We start from the raw sequence: 15,042 nt of genomic DNA on the forward strand, positions 1-15,042 counted from the left end.
GTCTGCACAAGGGAGTTCTTCATGGCCAAACCTGTGAGTGAGTACAGCCGCAAACGCAACTTCGACATCACCTCCGAGCCCTCGGACGCAACACCTTCCGCCAAGGGCAGGAAGACCACCGCGTCCCTGCGTTTCGTCATCCAGAAACACGATGCGCGCAACCTGCATTACGACTTCCGCCTGGAATTGGCCGGCACCCTGAAAAGCTGGGCGGTGCCCAAAGGTCCAAGCCTGGATCCGACGCAAAAACGTCTGGCCGTCCACGTCGAAGACCATCCGCTGAGCTATGGCAGTTTTGAGGGCACGATTCCCGCCGGACAATATGGCGCGGGTGACGTGATCGTTTGGGACCAAGGCGTCTGGCAACCCCACGGCGACCCCGAGGCGACCTATAAGGCCGGAAAACTGAAGTTCACGCTGATCGGCGAGAAGCTCGCGGGCGACTGGGCCCTGGTCAGAACCCACCTCAAGGGCAGCGGCGACAAGGAGCAGTGGCTGTTGATCAAGGAACACGACCGGCAGGCACGGCCAATCAGCGAATACGACATCGTCCAGGCGCAACCCAAAAGCGTGTTGAGCGGTGCAACCGTGGGCGATAAAAAACCAAAGGCGGCCAAGGCCAGCCAATCTCCCAGCGCCAAAGCCGTGAAAAAGAACACCTGCGCCCTTCCCGAAAGCCTCGCGCCACAACTGGCAACGCTGATGGACCAGGCCCCGGCCGGTGACTGGACCTATGAAGTCAAATTCGACGGCTACCGCATCCTCACGCGTATCGCCGACGGCGAGGTGCGCCTGCTGACCCGCAACGGTCACGACTGGACCGAAAAGCTGCCGTTGCAAGCGAAGGCGCTGGCCGCGTTGAAACTCGAGGACAGCTGGCTCGATGGCGAAATGGTGGTGCTCAACGATCAAGGCTTGCCGGACTTTCAGGCGCTGCAAAACGCGTTCGAGATCGGTCGCAGCGTCGACATTATCTATTACCTGTTCGATGCACCGTTCCTCGACGGCGTCGACCTGCGCGAGTCTCCTGTGGAGGAACGTCGTGCAGCCCTGAAGAAGGCTATGGGGCGTCAAGCCAGCAAGCTGTTGCGTTTCTCCGAGGCATTTGCGGCGCACCCTCTTGATATCCTCGCAAGTGCCTGCGCACTGGCGCTGGAGGGTTTGATCGGCAAGCGTGCCGGCAGCTCATACGTGTCGCGGCGCAGTGCCGACTGGATCAAGCTCAAATGCCGGTTGCGCCAGGAGTTCGTGGTGGTGGGCTACACCGGTCCGCAAGGTTCGCGCAGTGGCTTTGGCGCATTACTGCTGGCAGTCAATGATGACTTAGGGCTGGTATACGCCGGCCGGGTCGGTACCGGCTTCGACCAGGCGACCCTGAAGCGGCTTCATGAGCAGATGCAGGCGCTTGAGCGCGACTCATCGCCTTTGGCCAAGGCCATCACCTCCTCTCAAGCTCGCGGGGTTCACTGGATCGAGCCGCAGTTGGTCTGCGAGGTCGAATTCGCACAGTGGACCCGCGAAGGCGTGGTTCGCCAGGCGGCGTTTATTGCCATGCGCAACGATAAACCGGCAAAGGAAATTATTCGCGAACAGCCGCAATCGATTAACGCGACACAACCCAACGCTGAAAAATCCGCCTTGTCCAACAGCCGAAAAACCACCGCCATCGTTGCCGGGATCAAGATCACTCATCCAGACCGGCTGATCGACCCGCAAAGCGGCACGCAAAAGCTGCAACTGGCTGAGTTCTACAACACCATCAGCGACTGGATACTGCCACATCTGCGCAATCGGCCGGTCTCCCTGCTCAGGGCACCGGATGGCGTCGGTGGCGAGCAGTTTTTCCAGAAACATGCCGAGCGGCTGGCGATCCCGAATATCAAACACCTCGATCCGGCACTGGATCCCGGACACGCGCGCCTGATGGAAATCGACAGTACCAAGGCACTGATCGGCGCCGCGCAAATGGGCGCCATCGAATTGCATACCTGGGGTGCAACCAACGACCAGATTGAAACGCCAGACTGCTTCGTCCTCGACCTGGACCCCGACCCAGCGCTGCCCTGGAAAAGCATGGTTGAAGCAACCCAGCTGACCCTCTCGGTGCTGGACGAGCTGGGCCTCGAGGCGTTTCTCAAAACCAGCGGCGGCAAAGGCATGCACGTGATCGTGCCGTTAGCCCGCAAGGACGACTGGGATACGGTCAAGGCATTCGCCAAAGCCATCTCGCAGTTCTTGACCCGGCAACTGCCGGAACGTTTTACCGCGACCATGGGGCCAAAAAACCGGGTGGGGAAAATTTTTATCGATTACCTGCGCAACACCCGTGGTGCCAGCACGGTGGCGGCCTATTCGGTACGTGCCCGGCCCGGATTGCCGGTCTCGGTGCCCATTGCCCGTGAGGAGTTGGGTGAACTGCACAACTCTCAGCACTGGGATATCCATACGTTGCCCGAGCGGCTGGAGGGATTGAAAACCGATCCTTGGGCGGGCTATGCCCATCGGCAGAAGATTACAAAAAAGATGTGGGAGAAGCTGGGGGGCAGGAACCCGTGAGAGCGGTGTCTTGATGGGATTTTTTTGCTGAATGTTCCGGCCTCATCGCGAGCAAGTCGGATCGCCGCACCGTCGCTCCCACACTGGTTTTGCGTCGTGCTCATAAATGCAGACAAACGAAGATCAAATGTGGGAGCGAGCTTGCTCGCGATAGCGTAATCGGCATTTCGAATGTTTCAGATCAAAATAAAAATCGCGGGCATCAGGGCGCGGGAGGTTTTTCGCCATTGCCAATGCGTCTGGCGATCTCTATCGCCAAATCCATAGCAGCCTCCATGTCCAGGTGATGGACCGCTGGCGCGTAGCCCTCAACGATGGGTGCCCCATCCGGCTTGTACGCATCGATGACCAGCTGCAGGGAGCCATCCCTGAGGATCTTCGCGTGCACCTCGATTCTGCAGCCGTTTGATAGCCCTTCGTGGTGATCTATATGGCGCTCGGTCATCACCGCATCCTCCTGAATTCAATGCTCAGTAAGGCACACCCTTTACCCTCGCGCCACTCGAAGCAGGCACTGAGAATCCGATACCGGCCGCCATATAACTGCCCTCACACATTTGTTGCGATCCGGCAAACTTTTCAGCAGGTGCTAATGTAAAACTGCCACTATCAAAGGAAACTCGTCATGAGATACAACCTGTTCGAGAACCAAAGAGACGTGATCATCCTGCTCGCCCGCATTCTTCTGATGATCCTTTTCATCATGGCCGGCTGGAACAAGCTGACTAACTTTGACGGTACCGTTGGTTACATGACCTCACTCGGCGCCCCTGTGCCGATGCTCGCTGCGGGAGTTGCGGTAGTCATGGAGTTCTTTGTCGCCATAGCGATCATCCTGGGCTTCTACACCCGTCCGCTGGCCTTTCTCTTCGCCTTGTTCGTACTCGGCACGGCACTGATCGGACACCACTTCTGGACCATGGCTGATCCGGAACGCGCAGCCAACATGGCCCTGTACTTCAAGAATCTCAGCATCATGGGCGGCTTGCTGCTTCTGGGTATTACAGGCGCGGGTAGATATTCGATTGATGGCAGATAGCTGCGCGCGCATCTCTCGAATCACGCTATAGCCTCTGATCCCGTGCCCCATGGCGAAACGGCGGGAGCCAGAGGCATGACCAGGCACAAACGTTGCGCTCTACTTTGAAATAGTGGAGGTGAGCTCGCTCTCTGTTAGCTCGTCTATGCCCGCTGTTGGAAAAGATGATTCACTATGATGGGTGGCTCGATCAACTGCGGTTCGAGCGCACCCGAGGCTGGCACGAAGCGCGGGCCGGTGCTTCCAGGCGTTGCCCGCAACCTCCAGGTGCGCTGCACCTTCGCCAGCCTGGCGACGCCCGGTGCCAGGGACCAGCGCCGGCAGACCTTCTCCAACTTGAGCGGGTAGAGGGTGAGTTGGTCGCCTTTGAAGTGCATGCGCAGAAAGCATTTGTAGTTTGAATAGCGGCCCCCGATCCTGGAGATGTGCTCTGGTGGGGTATGATTGCGCGCTGAGTCGACCTGCATGTCATCCAGTCGGGATTGGTCGTCCCAAGCCCGGCCCAGCGCCGGGCTTTTTGCTGTGAGGTGCCCGCCTGTCTTAAGCCGATAAGAGGAGATATTTATGGTTCGGGGAATGCTGATTCTTTCTTTGATGCTGTGGCTGCCAGGATGCAGCGACTCCGGACCATGGAATGGGCCTGCCGGCACAAAGATGGGCCTGAAGAAAGATCAGATTGAAAAATATGCCGTGCTTGAGGCTTCTGGATCGAACAATACAGGGGTCACTGTGTATTCATCAAAGCAAGCTCCATCCATGAAGGCGCAAGCGGACTCGTACAAATACGTTTTTAGCGCAGAAGGTGATTTATGCCTGGTCCAGCTGCTCTTCGATGATGTGAGTCAAACGGCCTCACCCGCTATTCTGGAGCTTAAATCCAGATACGGAGTGCCCGTGAAGGATGACAAGGTCCCCCGGGGCGTTGTCTGGTCAGCGGATAAGTACAAGCTAGGCGACGACCTGATAGAGATTTCCAGTGAATTTTTAGGTTCTGAGCCTAATGTCTCGGCAATTGTGAGCTTCTCCTATAGGAATATGGATGAGTGCACAAAGAAGAAAGGCTAACGACACAGAGTACCCAGGCCCGTCTGGCGCGGGCCTTTTGCCGATCTGCCCTGTCATGCCTTTGTCACACCTTCCAGGCACAATGCGGTCAGCCAAAAGGATTTGGCCCCTTCTATAGAGAGCCCGGCCCAGCGCCGGGCTTTTTCGTATCTGCACCTTTTCACGCTTTCTTCACAACCAGAGGTGCAGGCTACATCCAGCCAAATGATTTGGCCCCATCGGCAGAGAGCCCGCTACGTGCGGGCTTTTTGTTGTCTGCGATTTGTTGAAGGTGCGCCAGCTTTTGATCCTGGACTACGCTTTCCTCTCTCAATGGAGGAATAAGCCATACCAAACGATCCCCTCCCTGCCCTGCTCTACCGAATCAACCAGAATGTTATGCGCAAAGACCCTGGCGACGAGCACTTCACGCCGAGTTGATCGATTGCGCAGTTATGGGTTTTTCTTTCCTAACCCTAAAATCGTCAGAACCCCCATGGCTGCGGGATCAAAATGAGCGTACGCGGAAAGAGCAGAATAAAGGTTGAAAACTGCATAGTGGAAGCTTGATATTTTTTCGCTGACGAGGCTTGGATCTATTTTCCCTTGGGTGGTCTCAACGTAACTCACAAAATCTTCCAGCTTATTGGCAAAGTCATTCCGATCTAAATCGTGAGTCAGCGAGTTGCGAGCCGAGTTTAGTTTCTTCAGAGCCGTCCAAATCCACGGGGAGCCGTCAAGGTCGCTAAAACAACGAGCCAGCGTAGCTTTTGAGGAAAATGATATCTGTGTCTTTTTCAGATGTTGAGGATTTTGCGCCTTCTTTAAAAGAATGTGAGTTAACACTTCCTCAATTAAAAGATGTGATTTCAATAAAGCCAGCTCAACATCGCCACTGTTTGGCATGTGATCAATGAATTTCATGAGTGGCTCTAAGTTTAGCGTTCCCTTCGGATATTTATCCATTGCATCCTCGCTGGCAGACGGGTAGTTGAAACGATTTAAAATCTTGGTAGGTCGCCAATCATTCTGCCTGGAACAGCACGCTCTTCGGTTACGGTCACCTCACCACTTTGCAAGTGACCCTCCAGTAGCTTTCCACCTGACACCGTCCCGATGCCCGCTTCGAATGTGATCTCAACAACGTCGCCATCGCGAATAGCCGCAATGATGTCTTCCATCGAAGCTATGTGCGGCTTTTCAAGAAGCCTTCCCCTGCTGACGCTGGGGTCAGTCTTTGCCCACATGAAGAGCTCTATTTCGTCGTCATCGTTGATTCGAACGGCTGTAACCACATAATGCACCATGGGCTCACCTTGAAGGGTTCACCTTCTCGATCTGATCAATCCTCAGCATAGCCCCTCACCTATTGCGCTGAAGGCAGAGGCAGGCGCGCAACGGCAGCTTGGGCCATTTCAATCTCGGGCCTTGAATATGCGCAGCTTTGGATGGATGGCCGGGAGATCACGGCGGGCACCCGGCGATCGGGCGCTGAAAAACCATTACCGATCGCCGTACAACTACCCTCTCACATATGCGATAATGCGCCCCAAATTCCACCATGACCCCCGCATTTATTGCTCAGCAACCTGGCCAGCGCGTCCAGATGTTGCTGTCGACGTATGCCTGCTGGCTCGAATCAAGCTAAGACTGAACCTGAACCGGACTGGAAAGCTCCAGAGGGTTGAAAAATCGGTTTCAGCAGACATAAGCCAGCTCTAAACCATTGATAGGTAAGGTAATTGATCTCCACAGCGAACATCACGATGCAGTTCGGCGCCAAGCCGTTATTCGAGAACGTTTCGGTCAAATTTGGTGCTGGTAACCGTTATGGCCTGATCGGCGCCAACGGTTGCGGCAAGTCGACCTTCATGAAGATCCTCGGCGGCGATCTGGAGTCTTCCGGTGGCCAGGTGATGCTGGAGCCGAACGTACGTCTGGGTAAATTGCGCCAGGACCAGTTCGCCTACGAAGAATTCACCGTGCTTGACACCGTGATCATGGGTCACGAAGAGCTGTGGAAGGTCAAGGCCGAGCGCGATCGCATCTACTCGCTGCCGGAAATGACCGAAGAAGACGGCATGGCCGTGGCCGAGCTGGAAACCGAGTTCGCCGAGATGGACGGCTACACCGCCGAATCCCGTGCCGGTGAGCTGCTGTTGGGCCTGGGTATCGGCATCGAGCAGCACAACGGCCCGATGAGCGAAGTATCGCCGGGCTGGAAACTGCGCGTGTTGCTGGCCCAGGCGTTGTTCTCCGATCCTGAAGTGCTGTTGCTCGACGAACCGACCAACCACCTGGACATCAACACCATTCGCTGGCTGGAAAACATTCTGACCCAGCGCAACAGCCTGATGATCATCATTTCCCACGATAGACACTTCCTGAACAGTGTCTGCACCCACATGGCTGACCTGGACTACGGCGAGCTGCGCCTGTTCCCGGGCAACTATGACGAGTACATGACCGTGGCCACCCAGTCCCGCGAGCAGCTGCTCTCGGACAACGCCAAGAAGAAAGCGCAGATCTCCGAGCTGCAATCGTTCGTCAGCCGCTTCTCGGCCAACGCCTCGAAAGCCAAGCAGGCCACTTCCCGCGCCAAGCAGATCGACAAGATCCAGCTGGCCGAAGTCAAGCCGTCGAGCCGGGTCAGCCCGTTCATCCGCTTCGACCAGACCAAGAAGATCCATCGCCAGGCGGTCATCGTCGAGCGTATGGCCAAAGGCTTCGATGGCAAGACGCTGTTCAAGGACTTCAGCTTCACCGTCGAAGCCGGCGAGCGCGTGGCGATCATCGGCCCGAACGGTATCGGCAAGACCACCCTGCTGCGTACTCTGGTCAACGAACTGAGCCCGGATGCCGGCACAGTGAAATGGACCGAAGCGGCGGAGCTGGGCTATTACGCACAGGATCACGCGTCTGACTTCGAAGACGAATCCAACCTGTTCGACTGGATGGGTCGCTGGACCAAGGAAGGCGAGCAAGTGGTTCGTGGCACCCTGGGCCGCATGCTGTTCTCCAACGACGAGATCCTCAAGTCGGTCAAGGTCATCTCCGGTGGTGAGCAAGGCCGCATGCTGTTCGGCAAATTGATTCTGCAAAAGCCGAACGTGCTGATCATGGACGAACCGACCAACCACCTGGACATGGAATCCATCGAGGCGCTGAACCTGGCGCTGGAAAACTACCCGGGCACGCTGATCTTCGTCAGCCATGACCGTGAGTTTGTATCGTCCCTGGCAACCCGCATCATCGAGCTGAGCCCGAGCGGTGTGATGGACTTCAGCGGCACCTACGACGACTACCTGCGTAGCCAGGGCGTGGTGTTCTGATTTAGCACCAACGCATAGCTTCAAGCCAAAGCCCTGTCCTTGTGACGGGGCTTTTGTGTTTTTGGGCTTGTATCTTCAGTGGTCTCAGGATCATCGCGAGCAAGCTCGCTCCCACACTGGATCTCCTGTGGACACACTACTTGTGAACACCAGAGATCAAATGTGGGAGCGAGCTTGCTCGCGATAGCGGTCTGAAAGGCACCACAACTAAACAAATCGTTAGCCTGCTTTCTTTTATCCCACTCCCGCGCCATGATGCAGTTCTCCAACCGCCCGCCCGCGAACGAGCCCTCATGTCTGCGCAGCAAACGCCCCTACTCAGCTCGACGGCGATCACCCTGCAGATCGTCGCCATCGTCTTCTATACCTTTATCGCCTTTCTCTGCATCGGCCTGCCGATCGCTGTGCTGCCCGGTTATGTCCATGAACAACTGGGTTTCAGTGCCGTGGTGGCCGGGCTGACCATCGGCTCGCAATACCTCGCCACCCTGCTCAGCCGCCCCATGGCGGGACGCCTGTCGGATAGCATCGGCACCAAGCGCGCAATCATCTATGGGTTGCTGGGGATTGTCTTGAGTGGCGGGCTGACGCTGGTTTCGACCTTGCTGCAAAGTTTGCCGCTGCTGAGTCTGTTGATTCTGATCGGCGGCCGCTTGCTGCTGGGTATCGCCCAAGGCTTGATCGGGGTCGGCACCATCAGTTGGTGCATGGGCCAAGTCGGCGTGGAACATACGGCCCGCTCGATCTCCTGGAATGGCATCGCGTCTTATGGCGCCATCGCCATTGGCGCACCGCTGGGCGTGGTGATGGTCGGTGAATTGGGCTTCGCCAGTCTGGGCATTGCCCTGTCATTGCTGGCAGCGATGGCTTTGCTGCTGATCCGCAACAAGCCCTCGGTGCCCGTCATCAGCGGCGAGCGCCTGCCGTTTTGGGCCGTGTTCGGGCGCATTGCCCCGTATGGCGCCAGCCTGAGCCTGGCATCGATCGGCTATGGCACCTTGACCACCTTTATTACGCTCTTCTATGTCAGCCGTGGCTGGACCGGCGCCGCTTACTGCCTGACGGTATTCGGCGTGTGTTTTATTCTGGCGCGACTGCTCTTTATCTCCAGCATCAGCCGATTCGGCGGCTTCACGGCGGCGATCGCCTGTATGTGTATCGAAACCCTGGGCCTGGTATTGCTTTGGCTTGCACCATCGACTGGCTATGCCCTGTTGGGTGCCGGGATGACCGGATTCGGTTTGTCGCTGGTCTACCCAGCCTTGGGTGTCGAAGCGATCAAGCAAGTACCAAGTACCAGTCGCGGCGCGGGCCTGAGTGCTTATGCGGTGTTTTTCGATCTGGCGCTGGCGATTGCCGGGCCGTTGATGGGCGCCGTGGCGCTGAACCTGGGTTACTCGTGGATTTTTTTCTGCGCGGCGATGTTGTCGGTGACCGGGCTGGGTTTGACCTTGCTACTGAAACACCGGTCCGCGTAGGAGCTGTTATTGATCGGCATCCACGCCCTCAAAGTGCCACGACCGCATAACCTGGGCCAACACCTGAAACGCCAGAAACAAAAAACTCCATACCCTGACCGTCTACTGACGGCCAAGGTATGGAGTTTAGCGGCTGTTAACCGAGCGGCTTACGCCTTTACACAAGCCTTACGCGGCAGCGAACAACTGCTCGCTGATCTGCACCTGAGCATCGCTCATGGCTTTGACGCGGACTTCGTCACCATAGGCCAGGCCATGGGCACGGACGAATTCGATGTCAGTGATGCCGAGGAAGCCGAACATGACTTTCAAATACTCTTCGTGGGCAACGCCAGTCGCTTGACCGACATGCAAACCGCCGGAAGTCGACACCACCACGACTTTCTTGTTGCCGCACAGGCCTTCAGGGCCGGCTTCGGTGTAACGGAAGGTCTGGCCGGCCACCGCGATACGGTCGATCCAGGCTTTCAATTGGGTTGGAATGGTGAAGTTGTACATTGGCGCGGCAATGACCACGGCGTCAGCCGCGAGGAATTCGGCCAGGGCCTGCGCGCTCAGCTCGGCTTCGTGCTGTTGCGCGGCGTCGCGCAGTTCAGCGGTAGTGCCAGCGGCAACCAGGGTGGTGGCGGAGAAATGGCTGATGGCATCGCTCGCCAGATCGCGGTAAGTCACCACGGCTGCCGGTTCAGCGGCTTGCCAGGCTTGGACGACGCTGCGGCTGAGCTGACGGGAAGCGGAGTTGTCGCCGAGGATGCTCGAATCGATATGCAGAAGTTTCATGTGGGATCTCCAAGTGAGGATCGCCACCGGGCGATCAATTGAGGACAATCCTACAGGTGAAACCAATAGCTGATTAGACGGCATTGATGCGATAGTTCGTCTCACTGATAGAACAGTCGAGTGTTGACCATGCAAGACCTCAATGATCTTTACTATTTTGCCAAGGTCGTCGAAGCCGGTGGTTTTGCCGCCGCCGGGCGCATGCTGGGCATTCCGAAGTCGCGCTTGTCCCGGCGTATTGCCGAGCTGGAGGAGCGGTTGAATGCCCGATTGCTGCAGCGCACTACCCGTCAATTGAAACTGACAGCGGTCGGTGAACGTTACCTTCGGCACTGCCAGGCCATGTTGCTGGAGGCGGAAATGGCCGACGAGGCGGTCGCCAGCATGTCCAGTGAACCCCGTGGACGTTTGCGGGTGTCGTGCCCGGTGGGGCTGGCCCATGAATTCTGGCCGGTGGTGACCAGCACCTTTCTTGAGAAATACCCGCAAGTTCAGCTTGAGATGATGCTGCTCAACCGCAGAGTCGACCTGGTGACCGAAGGCATAGACGTCGCCTTGCGAGTCAGGGAATTGGGCGATGAAGACCCGTTGCTGGTCACCCGACGCCTGCGTCAGGCCCAGACGATCATGGTTGCCACCCCGGCTTTTGTCCGCGAGCGGCAGATCAACACCCCCGAAGACTTGAAGAGTGTTCCGGTATTGGGTGCTCTGGAAGCTGATCGCCTGGTTCACCTGCGTCTGCTCGATGCCCAGGGGCAGGCCTTTGAGTTGGCGCTCGAAGCACGCCTGGGGGTCGATGATTTCATCGTGCGCAAAGCCTGCACACTGGCTGGTTTGGGCTTTACTACCCTGCCGATGATGTATTGCGAACAGGAACTGGAAAACGGTCAACTGGTTCAGTTACTGCCCGAGTGGTCGCTGCCTGGCGGTTGGCTGCAAGCGGTCTACCCTCATCGGCGCGGCGTGCTGCCAGCGGTGCGCGCCTGGATTGATCATTTGACCGAGTCGTTCAAAAGCTGCGGAGATCGACGGCTATGAAAGCCAGACCCATGACCGAAGAGGACGTGGCTCACTTCTGCCTGGCACTGCCCGGCGCCAGGGAAGACTACAAGTGGGGGGGCGTGCGGGTGTTCTCGATTGCCGGGAACAAGATGTTTGCGCTGCAGAACCTGCGGGGTGCGTCGCTGGCCTTCAAGGTCGACAAGGAGCTGTTTCTCGGCCATGTCGACCGCCCGGGCATTCATCCTGCGCCTTATCTGGCACGGGCGCAGTGGATCATCATGGAAACGCCCTACCCGCTGGCCACCGATGAGCTGCAAGGCTTGTTGCAACGCTCCCATCAATTGGTGGTCAGCAAGTTGCCCAAGCGCGCGCAGATCGGCTTACAGCTCTAGAACAGGGAAAACACAGTGGCGCCAAGAAACAACCAGTCGATCCAGAACACCTGGTGCAACAGCACGATCACCCAGAACACCAGTTGATAGGAGACCTTGCGCGTCTTGTGCCGAAACAGCTGCTGGGCCAACAAAGCGCCCGGCCAGCCACCGGCCAGCTCCACTGCATGCAGAACGTTTTCCGGAGTGCGCCACCTGTCGGCGCTGGCCTTGCGTTTGTCGCTCCAGTACAGGAAGAACGCCAGCAGGCTGACGATCCCGTAGGCTGCCAAAGGAATCAGCGAGATATCGCGAAGCCATAGCAGCACCGAGCCGAAGCCCGGTAATACACATAGACCGAGAAAGACCAGCCCTTTGAATCGCGGGTAGCGGATGACAATCCCGGACTTTTGCCCGGAGTTGCCGCGGGGCCGGGGCTCGATCACGGTTTCGCCGCCGCCCAGTCGACCCAGCCGAACTGCCAGGTGGCGAGGATCACCAGGCCAAAGGCAATCCGATACCAGGCAAACACCGCATAGCTGTGGCTGGCAATGAACCTGAGCAGCCCCCTGACCGAAAGCATCGCAAAGATGAATGCGGTGACGAAGCCAAGGGCAAACACCGGAAAGTCACTTGGCTGGAACAGGTCGCGGTATTTATAGCCCGAGTACACTGCCGCTCCGACCATGGTCGGCATCGCCAGAAAGAACGAAAACTCCGTGGCGGTTTTGCGCGACAAGCCGAACAGCAAGCCGCCGATAATGGTCGAGCCGGAACGCGAAGTACCGGGAATCATCGCCAGGCATTGGGCAAAGCCGACTTTCAGCGCATCTTTCCAGGTCATTTCGTCAACGCTGTGAGCATGCACTTCATGTTGGCGACGCTCGGCCCAGAGCATGACGATCCCGCCTGTCACCAGCGCTGTCGCCACGGTAATCGGGTTAAAGAGGTAGTGGTGAATCAGGTCGGCGAAAATCACGCCCAACACCACCGCCGGCAAAAAGGCGATCAGCAGATTGATGGTGAATCGTTGAGCGCTGGGTTTTGTGGGTAACCCGACGACAACGTCGAAGATCTTGCGGCGAAACTCCCAGACCACCGCCAGAATCGCCCCCAGCTGGATGATGATGTTGAAGGCCATGGCCCTTTCACCGTCAAAATTGAGCAAGTCGGCGACAATAATCTGGTGCCCGGTACTGGAAATGGGCAGAAATTCCGTCAGTCCCTCTACAATCCCTAAAATCAATGCCTGAGCGGCAGTCCAAAGATCCATCAATCCCCCAAATGAAGCGATGCCTCCAGGCATGCCTCGTTAATATTTTCCATAGCGTTTGCTTCGCTAGCGCAGCTAAATTTCTGCGCGCATCAGATCAACAGGAACCGTAAAAATTCGGTAAAAAACCATACCAGACTCAGGTTTTTCCGCGCGCGGCCGAAATCCTATCAGACATACCCGATTAACGCTGTCGCGTTAGCAGACTTGGGTAGGGCTGGCGGCATTTATTACAAGAATAAGAATCGGGAGTAACGGGTTATGAATAGCTTGCGCAGTGTGTCGATCAGTCGTCGGTTGTGGCTCATCCTGATAGTGGCGGTGTTGATGCTATTGACCTTGGGCGTGGTGATGCTCAAGCAGATTCATGATGACCTTTACCAGGCCAAGGCGCAGAAGACCCAGCACGTAGTGCAAACCGCCAATGGGGTACTGGCTTATTACCATGGCCTGGAAACCGCTGGCACCTTGAGCCGTGATGCTGCGCAGAAACAGGCGCTGAGCGTTGTTCGCGGTTTGCGTTATCAGCAGAACGACTACTTCTGGATCAACGATCTCAAGCCGGTGATGCTCATGCACCCGACTAATCCAAAACTCGAAGGCCAGGATCTGTCCGGGATCAAGGATCCTGACGGCTATGCGCTGTTCAACGAGATGGTGAGCATCGCCAAGGCCAAAGGCGCCGGCATGGTCAACTACCGCTGGCCAAAACCAGGCGCCAGCGCTGCGGTTCAGAAAACCTCCTATGTACAGCTGTTCGAACCTTGGGGCTGGATTCTTGGTTCCGGTGTCTACATCGATGACATGCAGGCCGAGTTCTATGGCCAGGTAGGGGAAGCCTCGTTCATCGGGCTCGCCATTGCGCTGATCATGGCGCTGCTGGTGACCTTGATCGCCCGCAGCATTGTGCGCCCCCTGCAGGAAGCGGTGCAGGCCATGGCCAATATCGCCAGCGGAGAAAGCGATTTGACCCGCAGCCTCGATACCCACGGGCAGGATGAAGTCGCTCAATTGGCCCGGCACTTCAACGGTTTCACGGCCAAGCTGCGTCAGGTCATCAGCCAGTTGCAAATATCCGCCAGCGCCCTCGGTCAGTCCTCCGTGGATCTGGGCAGCAACGCCGCACAGGCTCAGGAACGCAGCCAACAGCAATCCCGGCAAATGGAACGGGTGGCCACGGCAATCAACGAGGTGACTTACGGCGTGCAGGACGTGGCGAAAAACGCCGAGCATGCGGCCAGCGAAATGCGTGACGCCGAGGTACAGGCTCAGCAAGGCCAGGTGAATATCGATGGCAGTTTGCAGCAGATCGACCAGCTCTCGACCACCATCGATCAGGCCGTCGAGGTTATCCGCACGCTGGCGGCAGAAAGCACGCAGATCGGCAGCGTACTCGAGGTGATCCGCTCCATCGCCGAGCAAACCAACCTGCTGGCGCTCAACGCCGCGATCGAAGCAGCGCGAGCCGGTGAGCAAGGCCGTGGTTTTGCGGTGGTCGCCGATGAAGTCCGGCTGCTGGCCCAGCGTACGCAAAAATCCACGGCCGAGATTCAGTCGATGATCGAGCGCCTGCAGAATCACTCCGAGGCTGCAGTCAAAGTCATCAGCGACAGTAGTCGGGCATCGCAACTGACCATCGAACAGACAGGTCTGGCCAGTGCCAGCCTGAACGCCATCGGCCAGGCTTTGCGCAATCTCAACGGCCTGAATGCCTCGATTGCCAGCGCGACATTGCAACAGGCGCAGGTGGTCGAGGACATCAACCAGAACGTCACCCAGGCTGCCGGCCTGTCCCATGGCACCGCCTTGGCCGCCGAGCAGTCCAGTGTCGCCAGCCTGCACCTCAAAGAGCTCAGTGAGCAGTTGAACGGGTTGTTGCGCCAGTTTCGCGTGTGATGTTTTTGTGGCGAAGGGTGCTTGCCCGGTCAGTTAACGAAAATCTATTGTCGGACGGTCAACTGTGGCGAGGGAGCTTGCTCCCGCTCGGCTGCGCAGCAGTCGTAAAGCCTGTACATGCGGTCTGTCTGGCAGAGCCGGCTTGCAGGTTTTAGGGCCGCTGCGCGCCCCAGCGGGAGCAAGCTCCCTCGCCACAAATGCCACCCAACTGAAAATTTGCGCTAACTCCCGCAGGCTAACGCGCCGGCGCACTCTCTGGTTACAATCCACC

The 15,042-nt window shown here is 57.5% G+C and carries 14 protein-coding genes and 1 pseudogene; 8 read left to right on the forward strand and 7 right to left on the reverse strand.

The window, feature by feature from the left end:
• Positions 1-21 precede the first annotated feature (21 nt).
• Positions 22-2,556: a DNA ligase D gene (ligD, locus tag AC3I0A_RS15110; RefSeq protein WP_489372734.1), complete on the forward strand. Its 2,535-nt coding sequence runs from the start codon at positions 22-24 to the stop codon at positions 2,554-2,556.
• 202 nt (positions 2,557-2,758) lie between these two features.
• On the opposite strand, the gene AC3I0A_RS15115 is transcribed toward ligD, so the two are convergent.
• Entirely contained in the window at positions 2,759-3,001 is a 243-nt protein-coding gene (locus AC3I0A_RS15115; protein ID WP_489372735.1) for a hypothetical protein, read from the reverse strand.
• Between the two features lie 180 nt (positions 3,002-3,181).
• Here AC3I0A_RS15115 and AC3I0A_RS15120 point away from each other — a divergent pair, with 180 nt between their 5' ends.
• Positions 3,182-3,595 carry a DoxX family protein gene (locus AC3I0A_RS15120; protein ID WP_489372736.1) on the forward strand — a complete coding sequence of 138 codons (414 nt, stop codon included), beginning with the start codon at positions 3,182-3,184 and terminating at the stop codon, positions 3,593-3,595.
• Positions 3,596-3,738: 143 nt separating this feature from the next.
• Here the strand turns inward: AC3I0A_RS15120 and AC3I0A_RS15125 are convergent.
• A pseudogene (locus AC3I0A_RS15125) lies at positions 3,739-4,002 on the reverse strand (preprotein translocase subunit YajC); the annotation flags it as partial.
• Between the two features lie 169 nt (positions 4,003-4,171).
• Between AC3I0A_RS15125 and AC3I0A_RS15130 the strand changes: the two are divergent.
• The gene (locus tag AC3I0A_RS15130; protein WP_489372738.1) at positions 4,172-4,660 is read left to right on the forward strand and encodes a hypothetical protein; all 489 of its coding nucleotides are present in this window, start codon (positions 4,172-4,174) and stop codon (positions 4,658-4,660) included.
• Between the two features lie 432 nt (positions 4,661-5,092).
• Here the strand turns inward: AC3I0A_RS15130 and AC3I0A_RS15135 are convergent, their stop codons facing one another.
• Together AC3I0A_RS15135 and AC3I0A_RS15140 are read right to left on the reverse strand one after the other, a co-directional pair.
• Positions 5,093-5,563 carry a hypothetical protein gene (locus AC3I0A_RS15135; protein WP_489372739.1) on the reverse strand — a complete coding sequence of 157 codons (471 nt, stop codon included), beginning with the start codon at positions 5,561-5,563 and terminating at the stop codon, positions 5,093-5,095.
• 77 nt (positions 5,564-5,640) lie between these two features.
• Complete coding sequence (locus AC3I0A_RS15140; RefSeq protein WP_489372741.1) at positions 5,641-5,946, reverse strand: hypothetical protein; 306 nt, start codon at positions 5,944-5,946, stop codon at positions 5,641-5,643.
• A gap of 435 nt (positions 5,947-6,381) precedes the next feature.
• On the opposite strand from AC3I0A_RS15140, the gene AC3I0A_RS15145 reads away from it, so the two are divergent.
• Together AC3I0A_RS15145 and AC3I0A_RS15150 are read left to right on the forward strand one after the other, a co-directional pair.
• Positions 6,382-7,971 (forward strand): ABC-F family ATPase, encoded by a 1,590-nt coding sequence (locus AC3I0A_RS15145; RefSeq protein WP_419117330.1) that lies wholly within the window; start codon positions 6,382-6,384, stop codon positions 7,969-7,971.
• A 293-nt stretch (positions 7,972-8,264) separates the two neighbouring features.
• Entirely contained in the window at positions 8,265-9,449 is a 1,185-nt protein-coding gene (locus AC3I0A_RS15150) for an MFS transporter (RefSeq protein WP_489372743.1), read from the forward strand.
• A 168-nt stretch (positions 9,450-9,617) separates the two neighbouring features.
• Here the strand turns inward: AC3I0A_RS15150 and AC3I0A_RS15155 are convergent, their stop codons facing one another.
• The gene (locus tag AC3I0A_RS15155; RefSeq protein WP_489372744.1) at positions 9,618-10,229 is read right to left on the reverse strand and encodes an FMN-dependent NADH-azoreductase; all 612 of its coding nucleotides are present in this window, start codon (positions 10,227-10,229) and stop codon (positions 9,618-9,620) included.
• Positions 10,230-10,358: 129 nt separating this feature from the next.
• Between AC3I0A_RS15155 and AC3I0A_RS15160 the strand changes: the two genes are divergently transcribed.
• Positions 10,359-11,267 (forward strand): LysR substrate-binding domain-containing protein, encoded by a 909-nt coding sequence (locus AC3I0A_RS15160; RefSeq protein WP_489372746.1) that lies wholly within the window; start codon positions 10,359-10,361, stop codon positions 11,265-11,267.
• Positions 11,264-11,623 (forward strand): MmcQ/YjbR family DNA-binding protein, encoded by a 360-nt coding sequence (locus AC3I0A_RS15165; RefSeq protein WP_489372748.1) that lies wholly within the window; start codon positions 11,264-11,266, stop codon positions 11,621-11,623. The genes AC3I0A_RS15160 and AC3I0A_RS15165 overlap by 4 nt, the downstream gene beginning before the upstream one ends.
• On the opposite strand, the gene AC3I0A_RS15170 is transcribed toward AC3I0A_RS15165, so the two are convergent.
• On the reverse strand, positions 11,620-12,048 hold the full coding sequence (locus AC3I0A_RS15170) for a DUF1294 domain-containing protein (protein ID WP_489372749.1): 429 nt from the start codon (positions 12,046-12,048) through the stop codon (positions 11,620-11,622). The two genes, AC3I0A_RS15165 and AC3I0A_RS15170, sit on opposite strands and share 4 nt — an antisense overlap.
• On the reverse strand, positions 12,045-12,875 hold the full coding sequence (locus AC3I0A_RS15175) for an undecaprenyl-diphosphate phosphatase (RefSeq protein ID WP_489372751.1): 831 nt from the start codon (positions 12,873-12,875) through the stop codon (positions 12,045-12,047). Before AC3I0A_RS15175 ends, AC3I0A_RS15170 begins: the two co-directional genes overlap by 4 nt.
• A 261-nt stretch (positions 12,876-13,136) precedes the next feature.
• Between AC3I0A_RS15175 and AC3I0A_RS15180 the strand changes: the two genes are divergently transcribed.
• Positions 13,137-14,771 (forward strand): methyl-accepting chemotaxis protein, encoded by a 1,635-nt coding sequence (locus AC3I0A_RS15180; protein WP_489372752.1) that lies wholly within the window; start codon positions 13,137-13,139, stop codon positions 14,769-14,771.
• The last annotated feature ends 271 nt before the right edge of the window (positions 14,772-15,042 follow it).

This window comes from Pseudomonas sp. KH_024_B2, from assembly GCF_057839965.1.

What these genes read in the sequence shown, in the direction of transcription:
- ligD (WP_489372734.1), top strand. Translation starts at nt 22, where the DNA reads ATGGCCAAACCTGTGAGTGAGTACAGCCGCAAACGCAACTTCGACATC.
- AC3I0A_RS15115 (WP_489372735.1), bottom strand. Translation starts at nt 3,001, where the DNA reads ATGACCGAGCGCCATATAGATCACCACGAAGGGCTATCAAACGGCTGC.
- AC3I0A_RS15120 (WP_489372736.1), top strand. Translation starts at nt 3,182, where the DNA reads ATGAGATACAACCTGTTCGAGAACCAAAGAGACGTGATCATCCTGCTC.
- AC3I0A_RS15130 (WP_489372738.1), top strand. Translation starts at nt 4,172, where the DNA reads ATGCTGATTCTTTCTTTGATGCTGTGGCTGCCAGGATGCAGCGACTCC.
- AC3I0A_RS15135 (WP_489372739.1), bottom strand. Translation starts at nt 5,563, where the DNA reads ATGAAATTCATTGATCACATGCCAAACAGTGGCGATGTTGAGCTGGCT.
- AC3I0A_RS15140 (WP_489372741.1), bottom strand. Translation starts at nt 5,946, where the DNA reads ATGGTGCATTATGTGGTTACAGCCGTTCGAATCAACGATGACGACGAA.
- AC3I0A_RS15150 (WP_489372743.1), top strand. Translation starts at nt 8,265, where the DNA reads ATGTCTGCGCAGCAAACGCCCCTACTCAGCTCGACGGCGATCACCCTG.
- AC3I0A_RS15155 (WP_489372744.1), bottom strand. Translation starts at nt 10,229, where the DNA reads ATGAAACTTCTGCATATCGATTCGAGCATCCTCGGCGACAACTCCGCT.
- AC3I0A_RS15160 (WP_489372746.1), top strand. Translation starts at nt 10,359, where the DNA reads ATGCAAGACCTCAATGATCTTTACTATTTTGCCAAGGTCGTCGAAGCC.
- AC3I0A_RS15165 (WP_489372748.1), top strand. Translation starts at nt 11,264, where the DNA reads ATGAAAGCCAGACCCATGACCGAAGAGGACGTGGCTCACTTCTGCCTG.
- AC3I0A_RS15175 (WP_489372751.1), bottom strand. Translation starts at nt 12,875, where the DNA reads ATGGATCTTTGGACTGCCGCTCAGGCATTGATTTTAGGGATTGTAGAG.
- AC3I0A_RS15180 (WP_489372752.1), top strand. Translation starts at nt 13,137, where the DNA reads ATGAATAGCTTGCGCAGTGTGTCGATCAGTCGTCGGTTGTGGCTCATC.